Source organism: uncultured Maricaulis sp., from assembly GCF_947259345.1.
Classification (GTDB): domain Bacteria; phylum Pseudomonadota; class Alphaproteobacteria; order Caulobacterales; family Maricaulaceae; genus Maricaulis.
In genome coordinates this window covers 29,327-48,557 of the sequence record NZ_CAMYLS010000009.1, presented here as the reverse complement: position 1 = coordinate 48,557, position 19,231 = coordinate 29,327, and the positions used below count along the sequence as shown (strand labels likewise).

The following is a 19,231-nucleotide window of genomic DNA, read 5'->3' as shown; positions in this document are numbered from 1 at the left end:
CATGCGCCAGTCCGCCACCCTTCTGCTCGCCATCTGCCTGGCTGTCATGCTGTCGCGCCCCGCCCGGGCGGATGACTGCTCGGCCTCGGTCGAGCACCACGCTTTCGCGGTCAGCGGCGAGGTGGCGGGCGCCCGGCAGTTCGCGGCCGATCTGGGTCATGGATTGACCTTTGTGCTGAGCCCGGCCCTGCATGGGTGGGACATCGACATTCTGGACCCCCACGGCACCAACCTCGCCCTCGGCAATCCACCGCAGCATGGCGATACGAATACGCGCCAGCTCTATGGCTGGCATTTCCGCAATGCCGCCAATACCGGGCCCAATGAGGGCGATATCAACGCACCCCAGCGCCAGCGCCGCTTTGTGCTGGGCGATCCATCGGCTGACAGAATTGGCAGTGCCGGGCTTGGCTGGCTCTCCATTGAGGACTTGGGCCTCGCCGATCTGGATCCGGGCGAGCGTGCCCGCATGGTCTATCTGCGCTTCAATGCCTGCATCATGACGCCCAAGAGCGAGAATGAGCAGGCCCGGGAGGCCTATGCGACCGACCCGGTCTATATCAACGAGGAGATGGAGTTGATCCGCACCTGCGGACTGGAACTCGCCTATCGCCCGGAAGCCTGGGTCCTGCCGCGCATGCTGAACGGTGATTTCGACGCCGACGATGCCCATGACTTCGCGGTGCCGATCGTGCGCGAGGCCGACGGCCAGCACGGTATCGCAATCTGCCGCGCCGGCACCTGGACCTCGATACACGGCATGGATGACGGCCCGCCCGGCAGTGATCTCTCACCCGGCTATTTCAACCAGATCGAAGCCTGGGCTGTGGGCCCTCGCGACGCGCTGCCCCGATATGTCGGCGACCCCGGCCTGCCTGCAGGGCCTGGCGATGTCATCACCATCGAACGGATCGAGAAATCGGCCTACAGCCTGTATTGGGCCGGCGCCGGATTTCGCAGCCACCACCACTACACCTTGGTCGAACCCTAGGAGCCCGTCATGCGCGTCCTGACCTGTCTGAGTTTCCTTTTTCTGCTCTCGTTGAACCCGGCACTGGCCCAAACCTGGCAGATCGAAGCGCCGGGCAACGCGCATATCCGGCAGGATATCGAGGTGAACTGGACGGCCTCGGAGGCGCGCGGCGACATGCTTGAAATACGCCCGGCCAGCGGTGAGGGACGACGTCTCTCTTACGCTTACCTGCAAGGCAATCCACAAATGATCATGGTACCGGAAGCGCCGGGCTCCTATGTGCTGGTTTATGTGTCGGGCGGCGAGATCCGGGCCAGCCAGCCGTTAAGCGTGACACTTCCTGATGCCTCCATCTCCGCTCCGGCCGCGGTGAGCGCCGGCGAGGCGGTCAGCGTCGACTGGACCGGGCCGGTGAGCCGCAGCGACCGCCTGACCTTTGCGGCACGGGATGGCGAACCGATACGCGGAACCAGCTATGCCTATGTCGGCAATCTGCGCGGCGGCCCGGCCTCCATGCGCGCGCCGGCAGACGCGGGCAGCTATGACCTTGTCTATGTGAGCGGCTCAACCATCCTCGCGCGCACGCCGATCGAAGTCGGCGGCATCGAGGCGACCCTGTCCGCGCCGACGGAGGTCTTCCAGGGCGGCCCCGTCCGGGTTGGCTGGGTCGGACCGGAGAACAGTCAGGACCGCATCACTTTTGCCGCGCGCGATGGCGAGCCCCTGGCCGGGGCCAGCTATACCTATGTCGGCAATGCAGGCGCGGATGACAATGCCATTCTGACCGCTTCCGAAACTTTGGGATCCTATGACATCGTCTATGTCTCCGGCGGGCGCGTCATCGGTCGCACGCCCATTGAAGTGGTCGCGGCCCATATCGATCTCGGCGCACCGGATCAAACCCGGGCTTACGAACAGTTCACCGCAATCTGGTCGGGAACGGGAAATCAGGGCGACCGTATCGATATGCGCGATGCCAGCGGCGCGCTGGCGAGCTTTCGCTATATCGATCCCAATACCCCCAATGTGGTGATCGGCGCACCGGCCGAGCCGGGCGACTACACGCTCATCTACCTCACCCGGGGTGGCCGGGAGATGGCGCGGCGGGCGATCTCCGTGTTGCCGCCACCGGCGGAGCCAGGGCAATTGCTGGTCGAGTACGGGCGCGCCGCGCTCGGACCCGAGGATGCAGTCGGCGTGATCCTCGATGCGTCCGGGTCGATGCTCCAACGAGTCGGCACAGAGCGTCGCATCGCCATTGCGCGCAACACGCTGACCGGACTGGTCAATGACGCGATCCCCGAGGGGACGGGCTTTGCCCTGAGGGTGTTCGGCCATCGCGAACCCGACAGCTGCCGCACCGACCTGGAAATCCCGCTCGCGCCGCTTGACCCGGCGACCGCGAGCGGCGTGATCGCTGGCATCAACGCCATGAACCTCGCCCGCACGCCGCTCGGTCGGTCAATCGAGTTGACGGCCAGTGACCTCGCCGGCGCGGCCGGCAAACGCATACTGATCGTGCTGACCGACGGCGAGGAGACCTGTTCCGGCGATGCGGCCGCGGCGATCCAGGGCCTGCGTGATCGGGGCTGGGACATTCGCGTCAATATCGTCGGCTTCGCTATCGATGATGACGCGTTGGAAGCCGAATTCCGGGCCTGGGCCGCCAGTGGCGGCGGCGACTATTTCGGCGCCGCGGACGAGGCCGAGCTGATCGCGGCGCTGACCCGCGCCGTAACCGGCCCTTATGAAGTGGTCGATCCGGTCAGCGGTGAAGCCATTGCCACAGCCCGCTCCGGCGAGCTATTGACGCTGGCCGCTGGCCACTATGTCATCCGATGGGGCAATGGCGGCGAGACCGGGGTTGATGTCATGGCCGGTGATGTCACTCGCCTGACGCTGGAATAGTCGGCCCGCTAGCGCCGTCCACCCTCCAGGTCCTCGCCCCAGCGCCTTGTGCCGTCCCAGTCAAGACCGAACAGATCGAGCGCCCGGCCAACCGATTGATCGACCAGGTCATCAATGCAGGTCGGCTTCGCGTAGAAGGCGGGCAGCGGTGGACAAATCACGGCTCCCATTTCCGTCAGCGCTTCCATTGTACGCAGATGTCCAAGGTGGAAGGGCGTCTCGCGTACCATCAAGACAAGGCGTCGCCGCTCCTTGAGAACAACGTCGGCCGCGCGGGTCAGGAGACTCGATGTTACGCCCGTGGCGATCTCGGACATGGTCTTCACCGAGCATGGCGCGATCAGCATGCCGCGGGTCGCGAACGAGCCAGAGGCGATCGGCGCACCGACATCCGGCATCTTGTAGACATGATCGGCCTTGGCCCGGAAGTCCCTGATCGAAAACTCGGTTTCATACCCCAGCGTCATCTCGGCGGCCTTCGAGGCGACCAGATGGGTCTCAATGCCCAGCGCCTTCAGCGCCTCCATCGCCCGTATGCCATAGATGATGCCGGAGGCGCCCGACACCCCGACAATCATCCGATCCGGCTTCACCATCTTCTAACCTCGAAACGTTTCGTGAGTAGACATAATGCGGGAACCTGCTTCAATCGAGGTTCCACTTCACAAGAGGGAGACGTCTCCATGCCCATCGAAGCCCGCATCCGTGAGCTCGACGCTAAACACACGCGTCTGGATACACAAATCGACGAGGTCAAGAAGCACCCGTCGGCGGATTCCCTGGAACTGGCGCGGCTCAAGAAACAAAAGCTCAAGCTCAAGGAGCAGATAGAAAGTCTGCGACTATCCGCGCACGAGCCCCTCACGGGTTAGCGGATTACAACAGAGCAATTATCTGTGGGGCGGCTTTCGGGCCGCCCTTTTTGCGCGTTACACTGAAAATCTGGATATCACGGAGTCGTTGATGCGTTTTCCCGCCGCCCTGGCCGCCCTCGCCCTCATACTGCCCGTCAGCCTGGCGCCGGCACAGGCCCAGACCGGGATCGAGACGCCATCCTGCTCGGCCGGAAGTGCCGCGCTGGATCTGGGCGATCATGAGGAAGCCGCCCGTCTTCTGCGCGAATGCCTCGACGCGGCCGAGCTGGAGATGAATCAGGAGATCGCCGTGTATGCCGCCCTCGGCGCGGCATTGCTGGCACAGCAAGACTACCAGGCTGCCCTGGAAGCCTATAATTTCGCTTTCGCCATTGTCGAAACACGCGGCGGGCGCATGGTCGAGCCGACCCTCTACCGCAATCGAGGCATCGCGCGCTCGGAGCTGGGCCAGTATGATGGCGCACTCTCTGACCTGACATTGGCAGCGCGCGCCGCTCCGGATGACACGCTCACCCAGATTTCACTGGGTGTCGTCTATCAGGCCCTCGACCGTGACGCGGAAGCCGTTGTCGCATTTGATCACGTCGTTCGCCTCGAACCGGACTGGATCGGCGCCTGGATCAACCGGGCTGGCGCCTTCCTTGATGTCGGCATGACCGGTCCGGCCGTCGACGATGCGCGTCGGGCTGTCGAGCTGGACCCGGCCGATGGGAACGCATTGAACATGTTGTGCTGGACGCTGATTCAGGATGACCGCGCCGCTACGGCCCTACCGCTGTGCGAGCAGGCCGTGGCGGCCGAGCCGGATGTCGGCGCCATCGTCCATTCCCATGCCGCGGCACTGGAAGCCCTGGGTCGGATGGATGAGGCCCTGCCCCTCTATCGCCGCGCCTGGCAGCTGTCGCCGGACGATCCGGAGATTACCGAAGACTATGAGCGCACCCACAATCCCTGAGCCCGGGTTGAAAGCCGCAGCTTCGCCGATGGATTGCCAGCCGCCCCGGCCTGTGCAAGGTCAGCGTCTGGTGGTCGCGCGCAGGCGCGGCGGCAATGAGGAATGAGCATGGGTGATCGCGTCGCAATCGTAACCGGAGGGGCCAATGGCATCGGCAAGGCCTGCGCCCGGCGCCTCTCTGAAGATGGCTGTCATGTGGTCATTGCCGATATCGACACCCATGCCGGCCAGGCCCTGGCTGACGAGCTCGGAGCGGACAAGGGCAAGGCGCTTTTCGTATCCTGCAATGTCGCGGACCGGCTTTCGGTCAATAATCTCCTGTCGGAGACCCGCTCCACCTTCAACCGGCTCGATGTGCTGGTAAATAATGCCGGCATTGTCGCGAGCGGCGATATCCTTGATCTCTCCGAAGCGGACTTTGACAAGGTGATGGGCGTCAATCTGCGCGGCGCCTTCCTGGTGGCCCGGGAAGCGGCCCGCCAGATGGTCGACCAGATCGAGGAAGATGGCGAGCGCGCCGAAGATGTGCGCCGCCGCTATGCCATCATCAACATGTCCTCGGTCAACGGCGTCATGGCGATCCCCGACCAGCTCGCCTATTGCGCGACCAAGGGTGCGATCAATCAGATGACGAAATCGATGGCGCTCTCGCTGGCGAAATACGGCATTCGCGTCAATGCGATCGGACCGGGCAGTATCAACACTGATGTGCTCAAGGCGGTGAATGACAATCCCGAGGCAATGGACAAGATCATGTCGCGCACCCCGCTGCAGCGGATCGGCGACCCCGACGAGGTCGCCTCGGTCGCCTCATTCCTCGCCTCCAAGGATGCCAGCTACATCACCGGCACGACGATCTATGCCGATGGCGGTCGCCTGGCGATGAATTACACCGTGCCCAAGGGCTGATCCGGGCGCCCCTCCCGCGAACAAAAAAGGCCTGGAACCGATCGGTTCCAGGCCTTTTTCGTGTCGGGTGTGAAGCCGGCTATTCTGACTTGTTGCCACCAAACAGGGTTTCCAAATCGATCTCGGCCTCCTGGACCGGTTTGTCTTCGGCCTGATGCAGGTCTTCCTGGGCCTTGAGCGTGTCGGTCAGCAGCTCCGGATTTTCTTCCTCGAGCTTGCGGCGACGCGAGGACGCTTTCTTGACCTGCTCGTCCAGGTCAATCTGGGTGCAAAGACCCAGCGACACCGGATCGGTCGGCTTGATGTTGGACGAGTTCCAGTGGCTGCGCTCGCGCACGGCCTGGATCGTCGTCTTGGTGGTGCCGATCAGCTTGGAGATCTGGGCATCGGCCAGTTCCGGGTGATTGCGGACGAGCCAGGCGATCGCGTCCGGACGATTCTGGCGACGCGAAAGCGGCGTATAGCGCGGCCCCCGACGCTTGGCCGGCTGGTGGAGCTCGGAATATTTCGGCTTCACGACGGTCATCCGATAGGTGTCGGTATTTTCGGCTTTCTCGATCTCTTCGCGGGTCAGCTGACCATTGGAAATCGGATCGGCGCCACGCACGCCAACGGCGACGTCACCATCGGCGATGCCCTTCACTTCCAGCGGATGCAGGCCGCAGAAATCGGCGATCTGATCGAAGGTCAGCGAGGTATTGTCGACGAGCCAGACAGCCGTGGCTTTCGGCATCAGGATCTCGGTCATGGTCTCAGCTCCCAGGGGAATGGCAAACAGGGCAGAAAAACAAAAAAAGCCCGACGCGGCGGCCGGGCTTGGGCTTCCGACGCTGGTGGCAAGGTCTGCACCATCCAGCGATTTGTGTCTTTTATAACGCAGACGCCGGGCCGTGGAAAGCGGGCCCCTGCGCACAATTCAGTCCGTGAGAAGAATTTTTCCAGCATGCGCGCCGGAATCCAGACGCGCGTGGGCCGCACGGACATCGTCGAGGGCAAAGCGACTGTCGATGACCGGTGCCAGCTTGCCATGGGCAATCCAGGGCCAGACGGTTTCATGGACGGCGGCGGCCAGTCGGGCCTTCTCCTCGATCGGGCGCGCGCGCAGGGTCGAGCCGGTCAGGGTGAGCCGCTTCAACATGACGCGCATCAGATCAAGCTCGACCCGGCTGCCGGTGAGAAAGGCGATGGAGACGATCCGTGCGCCCATCCGGGCGCAATTGATATTCTTCTGGACATAAGTCCCGCCAACCATGTCGAGGATGACATCGACGCCACCGGCCTCATTGACCACGGTTTCATAGTCCGCCTCGCGGTAGTTGATGGCGATATCCGCACCCAATCGCTCACAAAGGGCGACCTTGTCCGCCGTACCGGCTGTGGCGATGACGCGGGCGCCCGCCGCCTTGGCCATCTGGATCGCGGTCGAGCCGATCCCGCTTGTCCCGCCATGAACCAGGAATGTTTCGCCCTGCGATAAGGCGCCGATCTCGAATACATTCGTCCAGACGGTGAAGACGGTCTCGGGCAACCCGGCAGCATCCGCCACGCTGACCCCGTCCGGAACTGGCAGGACCGACCCGGCCGGCGCCACTGACCAGTCCGCATAGCCACCGCCCGCAACCAGGGCGCAGACCGGATCGCCGATCGCGAAACCCTCCACACCTTCACCCAGCGCGTCGACATGACCGGCGACTTCCAGGCCCAAACCTTCCGGTGCGCCGGGCGGTGCGGGATAAAATCCCAGCCGCTCGATCTGATCGGGACGATTGATACCGCGGGCGACATTGCGGATGCGGATTTCACCCGGTCCGGGTGTCGGCACAGGCCGCTCCACCACGGCCAACACATCAGGCCCGCCGGGCTCCTTGGCGATCACGATGCGGTTCGGGGCCGATTCGGTCATGGGATTTTGCCTTCTCTCGCGCTACCCTCCATGCCTGAGAACCAGATGTGGAGGCCGCCCCATGTTCCATGATGAGGAAAGCATCGCAAGCCAGCGCGCCAAGCAGGGCATCATCCCGGGCGAGGATCTGAGCGCACTTTCGCTGGATGATCTGGCCGATCGGCGCAGCCTGCTGGAAGCGGAAATCCGCCGCATCGACGTTATCACTGAAGAAAAGAAGGCCGGACTGAACGCAGCGGACGCCGTGTTTAAGCTTTGATCAAACTCTTTGGTCAGACTGGCCCGAGCCTTGCTACGATTCGCTCGTAATCCGTGATCGACGCCTGATTGGACGCGCAATGACCGATAGTCACACACCGACCCTCTTTCCCGCCGGCGGCGCCCCTGCTGCCCGGGCCCAGGACTTTGCCGCTTCGGAGATGTTCCAGAAACTCTTCCGCGAGGGCATGGATCTGGTTGAAGAGACGGCCAGCTATCTGGACGGACCGGGTCGGGACGACTCCAAGGCGCTCGACCGCGCCGGCGCCCTGTCCTATGCGACCGAGAGCATGAAACTCACCACTCGCCTGATGCAGGCCGCCTCCTGGCTGCTGGCACAGCGCGCGGTCGCCGAGGGTGAAATGTCGGCCGAGCTCGCGACCGACGGCAAGTATCGCCTGTCCGCGGACCGCCCAAGCGAAAATCTCTGGCCGGAAGGCGAGACCCCGCCGGCCGTGCTGGGCGACCTCGTGCGCCGCTCACGCTCGCTCTATGATCGTCTCAAGCGGATTGACGACAATCTCTATGTCGACGGCGTGATCGAGCCGGACGCCAATCCGGTCGCCGACCAGATGGCGATGCTGCGCGGCGCCTTCGGCCAGCGCTAGGACACGCAGCGCCGACGGCAGAACGGAAAAAGGCCCGCTCCATTCGGAGCGGGCCTTTTCTTTTGTCGCGAAGGACGTTCTGAAGCTTACGCGAAGCCCTTGAACTTGTCCTTGAAGCGCGAAACGCGGCCGCCGCGGTCCAGCAGGTGCTGATTGCCGCCGGTCCAGGCCGGGTGCGACGTCGGATCGATGTCGAGATTGATCGTATCGCCTTCCTTGCCCCAGGTGGACTTGGTCTGGAAGGTGGTTCCGTCGGTCATCACAACATTCACGATGTGATAATCGGGATGGGTATCCTTTTTCATCGGTCCGGCTTTCTCTTGTCCGCCGCGCAACGGGATTACGTTGCCCCGCACGCAGCTCATATAAACTCAGGAGCGGGGCTAGTAGCTGAAGATACCAGCCATGGCAAGCGGGGCATGGAGTCTGACATGGCGGGCCACCGTTTGGGATTTGAGATGGCAATAAGTGTGTGTATAATCATACATACACCGGAGCCTGACCATGTCCGAACCGCGATATCCGCAAGCCGAACGCCGCAAGCGCACCAATCTCACCGTCCGCGAAGACGTGATGGCCGAAGCCAAGGCCTTGGGCCTGAACACCTCCCGCGCCGCCGAGGCGGGCATCGAGGCTGCCATCCGCGAGGAAAAGGGGCGCCGCTGGCTGAAAGAGAACCGCGACGCGATCAAGGCGCATAATGAGCGGATTGCCCGGGAGGGGCCCCTCCTTGGCACGCCGTGGTGGGCGCAACCGGATGAGCCGGGCGGGAAATAGATGGCGCGGTTCGACGTCTATCGTCCCACCGGCCGTCCAGCGTCCTGGCTGGTCGATGTCCAGTCCAGCCTGCTCGGCGAACTGGAGAGTCGGGTCGGCATCCCGCTGGTACCGGTAGAGGACGGGCGGCAAGAGACTATCGACCGGCTGATGCCCGTTCTCGACATCGAGGGGCGAGACTTCGTCCTGGTGACCACCGACATCGCCATGGTCCCCACACGCCTGCTCGGGACGCCCGTCACCAATATCGAAGCCGAACACCGCGACACAATCACGGCGGCGATGGACTTTCTCTTTCAGGGGTATTGAGAGCGGGCGGCTGGTCCAGCTTTTGAATAGCTACGCGCCGGCGCACTCTTGGCCATGCATCCCTTGCCGAGAGAAAGCCGTATCTGGTTCTTCAGCTCAAGGGTTTAACCGCGAAGCGGCGGCTACGCCGCCCTTGACCTCAAGAACCGAATACGGCCCGCTGGCTGACAAGTGATTTATGAGCAGGTCTGAGCGATGGAGAAAGTGCCTAGGGCCGACCTAAACTCCGGCCCGTTCGGGGCGCTCTTGGTAGAGACTATGATAGGTGATCGAGCCGGCGAGAACATACAGGAAAACTAAGATGGGGCCTCTACGACCAATCTCCCCCCAACCGTCAAAGTGCGAACTGCGGAGACGGTCTGCTGCCAATGCCAAAAGCGAGAACAGGCTAGCAACCCCCAATAGGCCACCCACACCATCAAGCAAGATTAGATCGTCACGCTCTTCAAGAGATACAAAAGCCCGCGCCGCCACGCTTACCAAAACACCAAATGACAGAAAAAAGGATATCAACTTAACATTGATACTCTGACTATATTTATATACAACAAAAGCCGCCGGATATGCATAAACAAAATAGAACATAGAAGCCTCCAAAAGGAGCTTCACATAATTTATATCCGGAAATTGATCGGTATAAATAGCGGAACCAAAGACCGAAAGAACAATATAATACAATATTGGGTGCACCCCTACCTCGCCGTCAGCTTCAGCTCGATACGCCGGTTCCGCGCATTCGCCTCCGCGCTGCGGCCCTCCACGATCGGATAATGCTCACCGAAGCCAGCCGCCACCAGGCGATCCGACGGGACACCCAATTGCTCCATCCAGTTCACCACCGAAATCGCCCGCGCTGCGGAGAGGTGCCAGTTGGAGGGATAGGTGGTGCGGATCGGGACCGGGTCTGTGTGGCCGTCAATGCGGATCACCCATTCCAGATCGTCCGGGATTTCATCGGTCAGCTGGATGATCGCATCAGCGATCGGGCGCAGGCTTTCGCGGCCCTCATTGGACAGGGCGGCCGAGCCGGACGGGAAAAGCACGTCCGTTTCGAAGACGAAACGATCGCCGACAATGCGTACGCCGGTACGGTTTCCGAGAATGGCGCGCAGTCGGCCGAAGAAGTCGGAGCGGTAGACGGCCAGCTCGGCGGCGCGCTCTGCGAGGGCCGCGTTGAGGCGTTCGCCCAGATTGATGACCTGGGCCTCGGCCTCCTCGGCGCGCTGCTCCGCGGCATCCAGGGCGGCATTGAGCGTGGCGATCTGGTCGCGCAGGGCCTGGATCTGCAGATTGAGCATCATCAGGGCGCGCTGGCTCTCCTCGGACAATTCGCGCTCGGCATCCAGCTCGGCCTGTAGGGCGGCGGTCTGGGTGCCGGCCATGGCGAGCGCATCGCTCAGCGCGTCGCGTTCGCTTTCGAGGCCGGACACGCGCAGCTCAAGCTCGGCGTTTTCTTCCTGGGTCAGGGCGAGCTCATCGGCCAGCTGGGCGAGCTGGGCATTGAGCGCGGCGAGCTGCTCGTCGCGCCCGGTGAGCGCACGCGACAGGGCGAACTGGCCGGCGACAAATATCGACAGCAGGAAGACGATGACCAGCAAGAGCGTGGCCAGGGCATCGACAAAGCCCGGCCAGTGATCGCCATTATCGGCTTCCTGGAAACGCGCGAAACGCGGCGAGGCCATGGCCTATTCCCCTCCCCGCTCCCGCGATTGCAGGGCCCGGATCAAAACCCGGATTTCGTCGCGCAAGGCGCGCATGGCCTCTTCCTGGCTGGCCCGGCTGTCCTCGGCAAAGCGCTGCAGCGTGGTGTCCATCTGCCGCGAATTGCGCTCCAGCGTGTGCGAGAGCCGGTCCAGCGTCTCGGCGGTCTGCTGAAGGAGGGCGCCGACATAGGCGGTCGAAACCTCGCCATCATCGCCGGTGTTCGGACCGGCCGCGGCCAGGCGCGAGATGGAGGACAGCCATTCCTCGATCTCGTTGTAGAAGCGGTTCTGGGCGCGGCTGGCCTGCAGGTCGAGGAAACCGATGACCAGCGAGCCGGCGAGACCGAAGAGGGAGGAGGCAAAGGCCGTGCCCATGCCCTGGATCGGGTCCTCGATGGCCGACATCAGCCGCATCACATCAGCTTCGCCGCCGGTCGAGCTCTCGGTGACGGCACGAACGGCCTCCCCGACGGCGCCGACAACTTCCAGCAGACCCCAGAATGTGCCGAGCAAGCCGAGGAAAATCAGAAGGCGTCCGAAATAGCGGGTGAAGGCGCCCGCTTCCGACATCCGCGCCGCGACGGAGTCGAGCACAGTGCGTACCGAACCAGCCGACAGTGAAACCCGGCCATCGGCCTGGGAGATCATCGAGGCCATGGGCGCGATCAGGGCGGGCGGCTTGGGCAGGCTGGCCGGGTCCTCAGCCGAGCGGAAACGGACCAGCCAGCGCGCGGCCGGACCGATCCCCAGCGCCTGGGCAAAGGTGTAGAGCACGCCGATGACCAGCACGCCCAGGATGAGACCATTGATCGCCGGATTGGCCCGGAAGGCAGCGTCCAGTGGTTCGAACAGGAACAGGCCCAGAGCCGCCACACCGGCCGTGAAGACGGCCATCCAGATGATATAGCGCCACGGCCCTGTGAACCGGACGCTGGGTGCCTGGGAGATATCCTGATCGGAATTGAGAACGGGCATGCTGACCCCTTGTTAAAGCCGCCGTCTTTCCTACCCCTCCGATTGGGACAATTTGGAGGCGAGGTCAAAGGGCAGGTGCGAACTAATCGCGCCAATCCCCACCGATAGGGGTTAGTGCGCGTCTCTCTTCATCCATTTTGGAAACAATAAGTCGCCAACAAGCTGGTTACTCCGGAGCGACATCATAGCCATCTTCCGCCCATCGCTTTTCAGGGCCACAGGCCCGCCGCCCGATAGTGGAGTTCGCCATGACCCAGAATACGCCCCGCAACATTCTTCGCATTGATGCCAGCATGCGCCATGAGGGATCGGTGACGCGCCAGTTGGCCGACAACCTGATGGACCGCCTGACCTCGAAAAATCCGGACGCCTCGATCACCCGGCGAGATCTGGCCGACAATCCTCCGGCCTTCATCGATGAGACCTGGATTGGCGCCAATTTCACCGCTGCAGACGCTCGCAGCGACGACCAGAAAGCCGCCCTGGCCCGGTCCGACGCGCTGATCGCCGAGCTGCAGGCCGCCGACACGCTGGTCATCGCCACTCCGGTCTATAATTTCGGCATTCCCGCCGCGCTCAAGGCCTGGATCGACATGGTCGCCCGCGCCAAGGTCACCTTCAAGTATACCGAGAATGGTCCGGTCGGCCTGCTCGAGGGCAAGCGCGCCATCATCCTGCTCGCCTCAGGCGGGACGGGTGTCGGCAGCGCGATCGATTTCGCCTCGCCCTATCTCAAGCACGTGCTGGGCTTCATCGGCATAACCGACGTCGAGCTCATCGCCGCCGACCAGCTCGGCCAGGGCGCCGACGAGAAGCTGGCTGCAGCAGGTGACGCGATCGAGCGTCTGGCGGCATAGAGAACCTTGCGCCGGCCCAGCTCAGGCCGGCGCGCGGCGCCTACTCCACTGGCTGCACCACGGAAGGCTTTCGACCCAGCCTGGGCAAGAAAGCGCCTGCCTCTTTGCGATACTCCAGATAGTCATCACCAATCTCGGCGATCAAATCCTTCTCCTCGAAGCGATAGACCGCAATGACCATGTAGGCAGTGGTGACGACCGCGAAGAGGAGATGCCCCAGCGTCATGACCGGTGCGGCCCAGAAGGCGATCATGAACCCCGACATCATCGGATGCCGGACCAGACGGTAGAAGAGATGCTTGCGGAAAGACGCGCCCTTGAAGGGGCGGCGGCGCAGATTGGCGTAGATCTGGCTCAGCCCGAACAGGTCGAAATGACTGATCAAAAAGGTCGAGATCAGCACGATCAGCCAACCGGACCAGAACAGGGCCTGCACCGCATAGGTCGCCGGCCCCTCCGGCACGGACCAGACCACGCCCGGGATCGTCCGCCAGAAGGCATAGATCACCGCCAGTGCGATCGAGGAGAGCAGCACGTAGAGGGTGCGCTCCAGATAGGCCGGCACAAGTCGGGTCCACGCCGCCTTGAACGCCGGACGCGCCATGACGCTGTGCTGGACGGCGAACAGGCTCAACAGCACCAGATTGACGATAACGGCCATCACGAGCGACCCGGCCGCACCGGAATCGATGGTTTTCGGCACGAGAAAATTGCCGACGAAACCAATGGAGTAGAGGAATACAATGAAGAAGAATGCGTAGACGGCAATGCCGAATACAAACCCGATAGCCCGGCCCATGGCGAGCCCCCCTGCCTTGCTGACGACCGAAACGGCACGTCATGATTGCAGGCTAGGCCATATCACTCAGGAAAGATGCCCCGACTGGCGCGCGATATTATGACTGGAAAAGGGGACAGTTAGAATTAGCGCGCCTTGGCATCAGCCGGCCTCACCGTCCGCGCCACGCGTTAATTCTACCTGTCCCCCAATTGGCTAGCCCGCGGCCTTCTTCAGACGCGTTGTGATTTCAGCCAGAATGGGCTCATTGCCGGCGGCGATATTGCCGGTTTCCAGCACATCGCCGGCGCCATCGGCCTCGGCGACGAAACCGCCGGCTTCGCGGACCAGGATGATGCCGGCTGCGATGTCCCAGGATTTCAGATTACGTTCCCAGAATCCGTCATAACGGCCGGCCGCGACCCAGGCGAGGTCGAGGGCAGCAGAGCCCATGCGGCGAATGCCGGCGCAATGCGGCATGATCTGGTGCAATTCCTTCAGGAAGCGCGCCTGGCCCGGTCGGCCGATAAAAGGCGTGCCGGTGGAGATCACGGCTTCATCGAAATGCTTGCGCTCGGCCACGCGCAGACGGCGATCGGCGAGCCAGGCGCCACGGCCCTTTTCGGCATGGAACATTTCGTCGGTGGCCGGATTGTAGATCACGCCGGCAACCAGCTCACCCTCGCGCTCGAGCGCGATGGATACCGCAAAATGCGGCATGCCGTGGAGGAAGTTCAGTGTGCCGTCGAGCGGGTCGACGATCCAGCGGTGCGACTTGTCACTGCCTTCGACAATCCCGCGCTCTTCCATCAAAAAGCCATAGCCCGGACGAGCCTGGCTCAGACGGTCAAAGATGATGTCCTCGGCCTTGTGATCCGCGACGGAGACGAAGTCCGCCGGCCCCTTGCGCGAGACCTGCAAATGCTCGATGTCGCGGAAATCGCGCGTGAGCGAGCGGCCGGCGCGGGCGGCAACATCGGTCATGACCGTGAGGAGCGGGGAAAGCGTACCCATGGTGTCAGTCCGCCCGCTTCACATAGGAGCCGTCTTCGGTGGCAACGATGATCTTTTCGCCAACGCCAACGAAGGGCGGAACGGAAGAGCGCACACCATTGGACAGGATGGCCGGCTTGTAGGAATTGGCCGCGGTCTGGCCTTTGACCACAGGCTCGGTGTCGGCGATTTCCAGGGTCACGTGCTGTGGCAGGGAAATGCCGATCGGACGCTCCTCGTGGAATTCGACCACCACATTCATGCCATCGGTCAGATAGGCCGCGCGCTCTTCGCCGACGAAATCAGCCTGCAGCTCGATTTGCTCATAACTTTCGGCATCCATGAAGGTAAGCATGTCGTCGCTGGCGAAGAGGAAGGTGTGATCCTTCTGTTCCAGGCGCACTTTCTCGACCTTGTCAGCGGCGCGGAAACGCTCGTTCAGCTTGCGCCCGTCGAGCAGGTTTTTCAGCTCGACCTGCGCAAAGGCGCCGCCCTTGCCCGGCTTGACGTGGTCCGTCTTGACCGCGACCCACAGCGTGTCCTGGTGCATCAGCACATTGCCGGGGCGGATTTCGTTTCCATTGATTTTCATACGTCACCTGTTGCCGCCCGGAGGCGGGTCATCTCTCGCGCCGACGCGCACGCGCGGCAGGGTGGCGCTCTCCTATCAGTGAGGACCCGGATCGGCAAGCGGCGCGGCACTTTCGGCTCAGCGCAGCGCCTCGTATTCGGCCCGGATCCGTTGCCGGACCTCCGGCGGCAGGACACCTTCGAGACCGGCTTCGAGCCGATCGCGATCGCGGTCATGAACCGGCGCACCCAAATGGTCGACCGATGCCAGCAGGGCCCAGCGATAGGCCAGCTCGAAATCTTGGGGCACGCCTTCGCCGCGGGCCAATGCGAAAGCATAGAGAAATTGGCTTTCAGCATCGCCGCCACGGGCCCCGCGCGAAAACCAATAGGCGGCCAGTTCGATATCGGCCTCGCCGCCGCGGCCCTGATACATCATCAAGCCGTATTGGCCCTGGGCCGGCGCATAGCCGCTCTCGGCCGCGATGCGCAGCCAGTTGCGGGCGGTGGCATCGTCCTGCTCACCGCCTTCGCCATCAGCCCACATCATGCCGACCTGGAAGGCCGCCTCGGCCAGATTCTGGTCGGCCGCGCGCTCATACCAGACCCGGGCACCGGCCGCATCGCGTTCACCGCCCTGCCCGGCATCGAGCAATTGAGCCAGCTGGTACATGCCCTCGGCCGAGCCTTGCTGGGCCGCTCGTCCCGCCCATTCCCGCGCCGTGATGGCATCCTGCGGTACCGGCGAATTCCTCAGCGCGATGGCATGGGCCACCATGGCCGGGATATGCCCGGCGCGGGCCGCACGCTCGAACCAGGGCTCAGCGCGCCCGAGCTCCAGCGAGGCGTCCCCGAGCGCGGCCAGGAGACCGAGATTGTAAAGGGCCACAGGATCATCGCGATCCGCGGCGCGGTTAAACCAGCGCGCCGCGGTCGACAGGTCGACCGGACCGCCTTCGCCATTGCGCGCCATGATGCCGGCCAGCAGGGCGGCATCGACAATCCCTCCAGCCGCGGCGGTCTCGGCATAATTGCGGGCCGACGCCCAATCTTCACCGACATAGGCGACCTGGGCGCGATACCAGGCCGCATCGGCACCACTCAGCCCTGTCGGTAATTCGGCCGTGTCCGCCGCCATGCCATCCTGGGCGGCGCTCTGGACCTCTTCCGGCAGCAGGATCAATTCCTGCGGGAAGGTGGGCGCGACGATATCGGGGGCCACCTCATCCTCAAGCGGTGCCGCGTCCTGTCGAACAAGCGCGGCGGCGGATGGCAAGACCAGACCGGTTGCGGCCAGCACGATGATGAGTGGGAGTGTGAAACGCACAAGCATGCCCTTCTAGAACGCCGGGAATGCGGCATCGTCAAGGCCGGGAGACCTCAGCTGGGTGAAATGTAATCCGCGGCGCCGACCGTTCGGCGCTCAGCCGTCACTCCGTCAGCGCTCCAAAGGCCTTCACCGCGGCCGCCGGCCCGTCCGGATGCGCCCAGACGCCTGAGGACACGGCCAGAAAATCGGCGCCCGCCGCGATCAGCGGGGCGGCATTATCGACCGTGATCCCGCCTATGGCGACGCAGGGCAGTTCGAAGATCTCGACCCACCAGGCCAGGATGTCGGGGGTCGCGACATGCTCGGTCGCCTTGGTCTGCGTCGGGAAAAAGGCACCAAAGGCGACATAATCCGCGCCAGCCTCTCCGGCGACCATCGCCAGATGGCGGCTGGCATGGCAGGTCACCCCGACCGTGCGGTCCTTGCCCATGATGGCCCGGGCGTCCTTCACACGGCCATCGGACTGGCCGATATGAACCCCGTCACAACCCAGTGCGTCGGCCAGCTCGGGACTGTCATTGAGGATCGCCGCGACGCCGCGCTCCTGGGCCGCCTTGATCAGGGGCGGCGCGAGACGGCGGATTTCCGTCTCGTCATGATCCTTCAGGCGGATCTGCAGGGCAGAGACCGGTCCCGCATCGAGCGCCATTTCCAGGCTGGCGAGGAAATCATCATCGATACGCGGCGGGGTAATCAGGTAAAGCTGGCTCATCCGGCGTCTTTTGACAGGCCTGCCCGGGAAGGACAATGGCGCGGCGGAAAATCTAGATGAACATCACCCAATCGGGTCATTCATCTTCCTTTCATCCAGTTTATACAAGGGTGTCGCTCAACGGGGGCAAATGTATTGCTCGTCTGTCTGTGAAAAGGGGAAATACCATGTCTATCAAAGCCATTCTCGCCGCCGGGATCGCCGCTGCTTCCTTCGCTGGCGTTGCTGCCGCCCAGGACTGGTCGCTGCAACCGACCTTCGGCACCGTGAACCTGAATTCGGGCTTCCAGCCGGACCCGTACACCACCTCGATCACCGCCGGTGGTTCCATCCAGGCGTCCAACCTGTCCCCGTCCTGCCGCGGCATGATCGCCAACGCGCCGGACTTCCGCCTGAACTTCAATGCTGGCTCGCTGCCGCTCTATATCAGCGCCTATTCCAGTGCCGACACGACGCTCGTAGTCAATGCACCGGACGGCTCCTGGTATTGCAATGACGACACCAATGGCCTGAACCCGTCTCTGGCCTGGGGCAGCCCGATGTCCGGCCAGTATGACATCTGGATCGGCACCTACGGCAATAATTCCGACCTGGCCTCCTCGCGGCTCCACATCTCCGAGCTCGGCGGCTAAGCCAACCGGATATCCGGAATGAGAAAACCCCCGGCCAGCTGGCCGGGGGTTTTTTGTTGTTCGCGCGAGAAAGAGACGCCCTAAGCCGTCTCTTTTTCCATCTCAGGCTTGTATTCGCCCAGCGAGGCGAGGCCGTTCATCTTGGCGCGGTGATTGAAGGCAGCTTGGGCGGCATCGTAGTTCGACGCCTTTCCGGCCCAGGCTTTCAGCGGAGCGGCCTGAAGGGCGCGACCATAGGAGAAGGTCATCGGCCAGGGCAGGTCATAGGCCTCGTTCATGATGGAAAGATGCTCGGTGGCTTCCTCATCACTCTGGCCACCCGACAGGAAGGCGATGCCCGGCACAGCCGCCGGTACGCAATTGGCCAGGCACTGAACAGTCATGTCAGCGACCTCCTCGCGGCTGGCGCGGTCGTCATTGGTGGTGCCGGAAATGACCATGTTCGGCTTCAGGATCGTGCCTTCCAGCACAACGCCCTGGTCGAACAGCTCGCGATAGAGCGTCTTCAGTGCGAACTCGGTGACTTCATAGCAGCGCTCGATCGAGTGATCGCCATCCATGATGACTTCCGGCTCGACGATCGGGACGATATTGGCTTCCTGGCACAGGGCCGCATAGCGGGCCAAAGCGTGCATATTGGTATTGATGCAATACTGGCTCGGCACACTCTCATCGCCCTTGTCGCCGATATTGACCACGGCGCGCCATTTGGCGAAGCGGGCGCCCAGCTCGTAATAATCAGCGAGGCGGTCACGCAGGCCGTCGAGGCCTTCAGTGATGGTTTCACCTTCGGCACCGGCGAGCGGCTTGGCACCCATATCGACCTTGATGCCCGGGATCGAGCCGGCATCGGTGATCAGCTTGGTCAGCGCTGTGCCGTCCTTGGCGCTCTGGCGTATGGTCTCATCATAGAGGATGACGCCGGAGATGTGCTTGCTCATGGCCGGCTCGGTACGGAAGAGCATGTCGCGCCAGTCGCGGCGATTGTCCGGCGTGTTGTCGAGGCCGATCGAGGCAAATCGCTTGCCGATCGTGCCGGTCGATTCATCAGCGGCCAGAATACCCTTGCCCGGGGCCACCATGGCGCAGGCGATTTCGTTGAGTTGATCGAGATCCATCAGGATACCCCCAGCTGTTCAAGCATGTTGCGGCAGGCGCCCGCCTGCCCGTTCCGACTCTCGCCCTTTTACCCCGGAGCGATTTGAA

Annotated in this window: 24 protein-coding genes; 11 read left to right on the top strand and 13 right to left on the bottom strand. The window is 63.1% G+C overall.

The window, feature by feature from the left end:
- The first annotated feature begins 1 nt into the window (after window position 1).
- A complete protein-coding gene (locus Q0X62_RS05280; RefSeq protein WP_297732464.1) occupies window positions 2-991 on the top strand; it encodes a hypothetical protein in 990 nt (329 codons plus the stop codon).
- Window positions 992-1,000: 9 nt separating this feature from the next.
- Window positions 1,001-2,881 (top strand): VWA domain-containing protein, encoded by a 1,881-nt coding sequence (locus Q0X62_RS05275; RefSeq protein WP_297732462.1) that lies wholly within the window; start codon window positions 1,001-1,003, stop codon window positions 2,879-2,881.
- Window positions 2,882-2,889: 8 nt separating this feature from the next.
- Here the strand turns inward: Q0X62_RS05275 and Q0X62_RS05270 are convergent, their stop codons facing one another.
- The gene (locus tag Q0X62_RS05270) at window positions 2,890-3,477 is read right to left on the bottom strand and encodes a UbiX family flavin prenyltransferase (protein ID WP_297732460.1); all 588 of its coding nucleotides are present in this window, start codon (window positions 3,475-3,477) and stop codon (window positions 2,890-2,892) included.
- A gap of 87 nt (window positions 3,478-3,564) precedes the next feature.
- Here Q0X62_RS05270 and Q0X62_RS05265 point away from each other — a divergent pair, with 87 nt between their 5' ends.
- From Q0X62_RS05265 to Q0X62_RS05255, 3 genes are all read left to right on the top strand, one after another.
- On the top strand, window positions 3,565-3,753 hold the full coding sequence (locus Q0X62_RS05265) for a DUF465 domain-containing protein (RefSeq protein WP_297732458.1): 189 nt from the start codon (window positions 3,565-3,567) through the stop codon (window positions 3,751-3,753).
- 91 nt (window positions 3,754-3,844) lie between these two features.
- A complete protein-coding gene (locus tag Q0X62_RS05260; RefSeq protein WP_297732456.1) occupies window positions 3,845-4,711 on the top strand; it encodes a tetratricopeptide repeat protein in 867 nt (288 codons plus the stop codon).
- Window positions 4,712-4,813: 102 nt separating this feature from the next.
- Window positions 4,814-5,620 carry an SDR family NAD(P)-dependent oxidoreductase gene (locus tag Q0X62_RS05255; protein ID WP_366946109.1) on the top strand — a complete coding sequence of 269 codons (807 nt, stop codon included), beginning with the start codon at window positions 4,814-4,816 and terminating at the stop codon, window positions 5,618-5,620.
- Window positions 5,621-5,699: 79 nt separating this feature from the next.
- Here the strand turns inward: Q0X62_RS05255 and Q0X62_RS05250 are convergent, their stop codons facing one another.
- Together Q0X62_RS05250 and Q0X62_RS05245 are read right to left on the bottom strand one after the other, a co-directional pair.
- Window positions 5,700-6,368: a cell cycle transcriptional regulator TrcR gene (locus Q0X62_RS05250; RefSeq protein ID WP_297732453.1), complete on the bottom strand. Its 669-nt coding sequence runs from the start codon at window positions 6,366-6,368 to the stop codon at window positions 5,700-5,702.
- A gap of 168 nt (window positions 6,369-6,536) precedes the next feature.
- Window positions 6,537-7,523, bottom strand: coding sequence for an NAD(P)H-quinone oxidoreductase (locus Q0X62_RS05245; RefSeq protein ID WP_297732451.1), 987 nt, complete (start codon window positions 7,521-7,523; stop codon window positions 6,537-6,539).
- A gap of 61 nt (window positions 7,524-7,584) precedes the next feature.
- On the opposite strand from Q0X62_RS05245, the gene Q0X62_RS05240 reads away from it, so the two are divergent.
- Together Q0X62_RS05240 and Q0X62_RS05235 are read left to right on the top strand one after the other, a co-directional pair.
- On the top strand, window positions 7,585-7,782 hold the full coding sequence (locus Q0X62_RS05240; RefSeq protein ID WP_297732449.1) for a DUF1192 domain-containing protein: 198 nt from the start codon (window positions 7,585-7,587) through the stop codon (window positions 7,780-7,782).
- Between the two features lie 79 nt (window positions 7,783-7,861).
- The gene (locus Q0X62_RS05235; RefSeq protein ID WP_297732448.1) at window positions 7,862-8,389 is read left to right on the top strand and encodes a DUF1465 family protein; all 528 of its coding nucleotides are present in this window, start codon (window positions 7,862-7,864) and stop codon (window positions 8,387-8,389) included.
- An 86-nt stretch (window positions 8,390-8,475) separates the two neighbouring features.
- On the opposite strand, the gene rpmE is transcribed toward Q0X62_RS05235, so the two are convergent.
- A complete protein-coding gene (rpmE, locus tag Q0X62_RS05230) occupies window positions 8,476-8,694 on the bottom strand; it encodes a 50S ribosomal protein L31 (protein ID WP_297732446.1) in 219 nt (72 codons plus the stop codon).
- A 199-nt stretch (window positions 8,695-8,893) separates the two neighbouring features.
- On the opposite strand from rpmE, the gene Q0X62_RS05225 reads away from it, so the two are divergent.
- Complete coding sequence (locus tag Q0X62_RS05225) at window positions 8,894-9,166, top strand: type II toxin-antitoxin system CcdA family antitoxin (protein ID WP_297732444.1); 273 nt, start codon at window positions 8,894-8,896, stop codon at window positions 9,164-9,166.
- Entirely contained in the window at window positions 9,167-9,475 is a 309-nt protein-coding gene (locus Q0X62_RS05220) for a CcdB family protein (protein ID WP_297732442.1), read from the top strand. It begins immediately after the preceding gene.
- A gap of 219 nt (window positions 9,476-9,694) precedes the next feature.
- Here Q0X62_RS05220 and Q0X62_RS05215 read toward each other — a convergent pair whose 3' ends face one another.
- Genes Q0X62_RS05215 through Q0X62_RS05205 form a run of 3 tightly spaced genes read right to left on the bottom strand, consistent with a single transcriptional unit; the run spans window position 9,695 to window position 12,153 of the window.
- Entirely contained in the window at window positions 9,695-10,153 is a 459-nt protein-coding gene (locus Q0X62_RS05215; RefSeq protein ID WP_297732440.1) for a hypothetical protein, read from the bottom strand.
- Window positions 10,154-10,167: 14 nt separating this feature from the next.
- The gene (locus Q0X62_RS05210) at window positions 10,168-11,157 is read right to left on the bottom strand and encodes a peptidoglycan -binding protein (protein WP_297732438.1); all 990 of its coding nucleotides are present in this window, start codon (window positions 11,155-11,157) and stop codon (window positions 10,168-10,170) included.
- A gap of 3 nt (window positions 11,158-11,160) precedes the next feature.
- The gene (locus tag Q0X62_RS05205; RefSeq protein WP_297732436.1) at window positions 11,161-12,153 is read right to left on the bottom strand and encodes a hypothetical protein; all 993 of its coding nucleotides are present in this window, start codon (window positions 12,151-12,153) and stop codon (window positions 11,161-11,163) included.
- A 248-nt stretch (window positions 12,154-12,401) separates the two neighbouring features.
- On the opposite strand from Q0X62_RS05205, the gene Q0X62_RS05200 reads away from it, so the two are divergent.
- Window positions 12,402-13,010 (top strand): FMN-dependent NADH-azoreductase, encoded by a 609-nt coding sequence (locus Q0X62_RS05200; RefSeq protein WP_297732434.1) that lies wholly within the window; start codon window positions 12,402-12,404, stop codon window positions 13,008-13,010.
- Window positions 13,011-13,050: 40 nt separating this feature from the next.
- Here Q0X62_RS05200 and mddA read toward each other — a convergent pair whose 3' ends face one another.
- The 5 genes from mddA to thiE all read right to left on the bottom strand — a co-directional run bounded on the left by mddA (window position 13,051) and on the right by thiE (window position 17,393).
- Entirely contained in the window at window positions 13,051-13,809 is a 759-nt protein-coding gene (mddA, locus tag Q0X62_RS05195; RefSeq protein ID WP_297732432.1) for a methanethiol S-methyltransferase, read from the bottom strand.
- A gap of 195 nt (window positions 13,810-14,004) precedes the next feature.
- On the bottom strand, window positions 14,005-14,802 hold the full coding sequence (locus tag Q0X62_RS05190; RefSeq protein ID WP_297732430.1) for an inositol monophosphatase family protein: 798 nt from the start codon (window positions 14,800-14,802) through the stop codon (window positions 14,005-14,007).
- A gap of 4 nt (window positions 14,803-14,806) precedes the next feature.
- Window positions 14,807-15,373 (bottom strand): elongation factor P, encoded by a 567-nt coding sequence (efp, locus tag Q0X62_RS05185; protein ID WP_297732428.1) that lies wholly within the window; start codon window positions 15,371-15,373, stop codon window positions 14,807-14,809.
- A gap of 117 nt (window positions 15,374-15,490) precedes the next feature.
- Window positions 15,491-16,678, bottom strand: a complete 1,188-nt coding sequence (locus Q0X62_RS05180) for an SEL1-like repeat protein (protein WP_297732426.1) — start codon at window positions 16,676-16,678, stop codon at window positions 15,491-15,493.
- Between the two features lie 103 nt (window positions 16,679-16,781).
- Complete coding sequence (gene thiE / locus Q0X62_RS05175; protein WP_297732424.1) at window positions 16,782-17,393, bottom strand: thiamine phosphate synthase; 612 nt, start codon at window positions 17,391-17,393, stop codon at window positions 16,782-16,784.
- Window positions 17,394-17,560: 167 nt separating this feature from the next.
- Here thiE and Q0X62_RS05170 point away from each other — a divergent pair, with 167 nt between their 5' ends.
- Window positions 17,561-18,025 carry a peptidase S1 gene (locus Q0X62_RS05170; protein ID WP_297732422.1) on the top strand — a complete coding sequence of 155 codons (465 nt, stop codon included), beginning with the start codon at window positions 17,561-17,563 and terminating at the stop codon, window positions 18,023-18,025.
- Window positions 18,026-18,105: 80 nt separating this feature from the next.
- Here the strand turns inward: Q0X62_RS05170 and Q0X62_RS05165 are convergent, their stop codons facing one another.
- Window positions 18,106-19,143, bottom strand: a complete 1,038-nt coding sequence (locus tag Q0X62_RS05165) for a class I fructose-bisphosphate aldolase (protein ID WP_297732420.1) — start codon at window positions 19,141-19,143, stop codon at window positions 18,106-18,108.
- Window positions 19,144-19,231 lie beyond the last annotated feature (88 nt).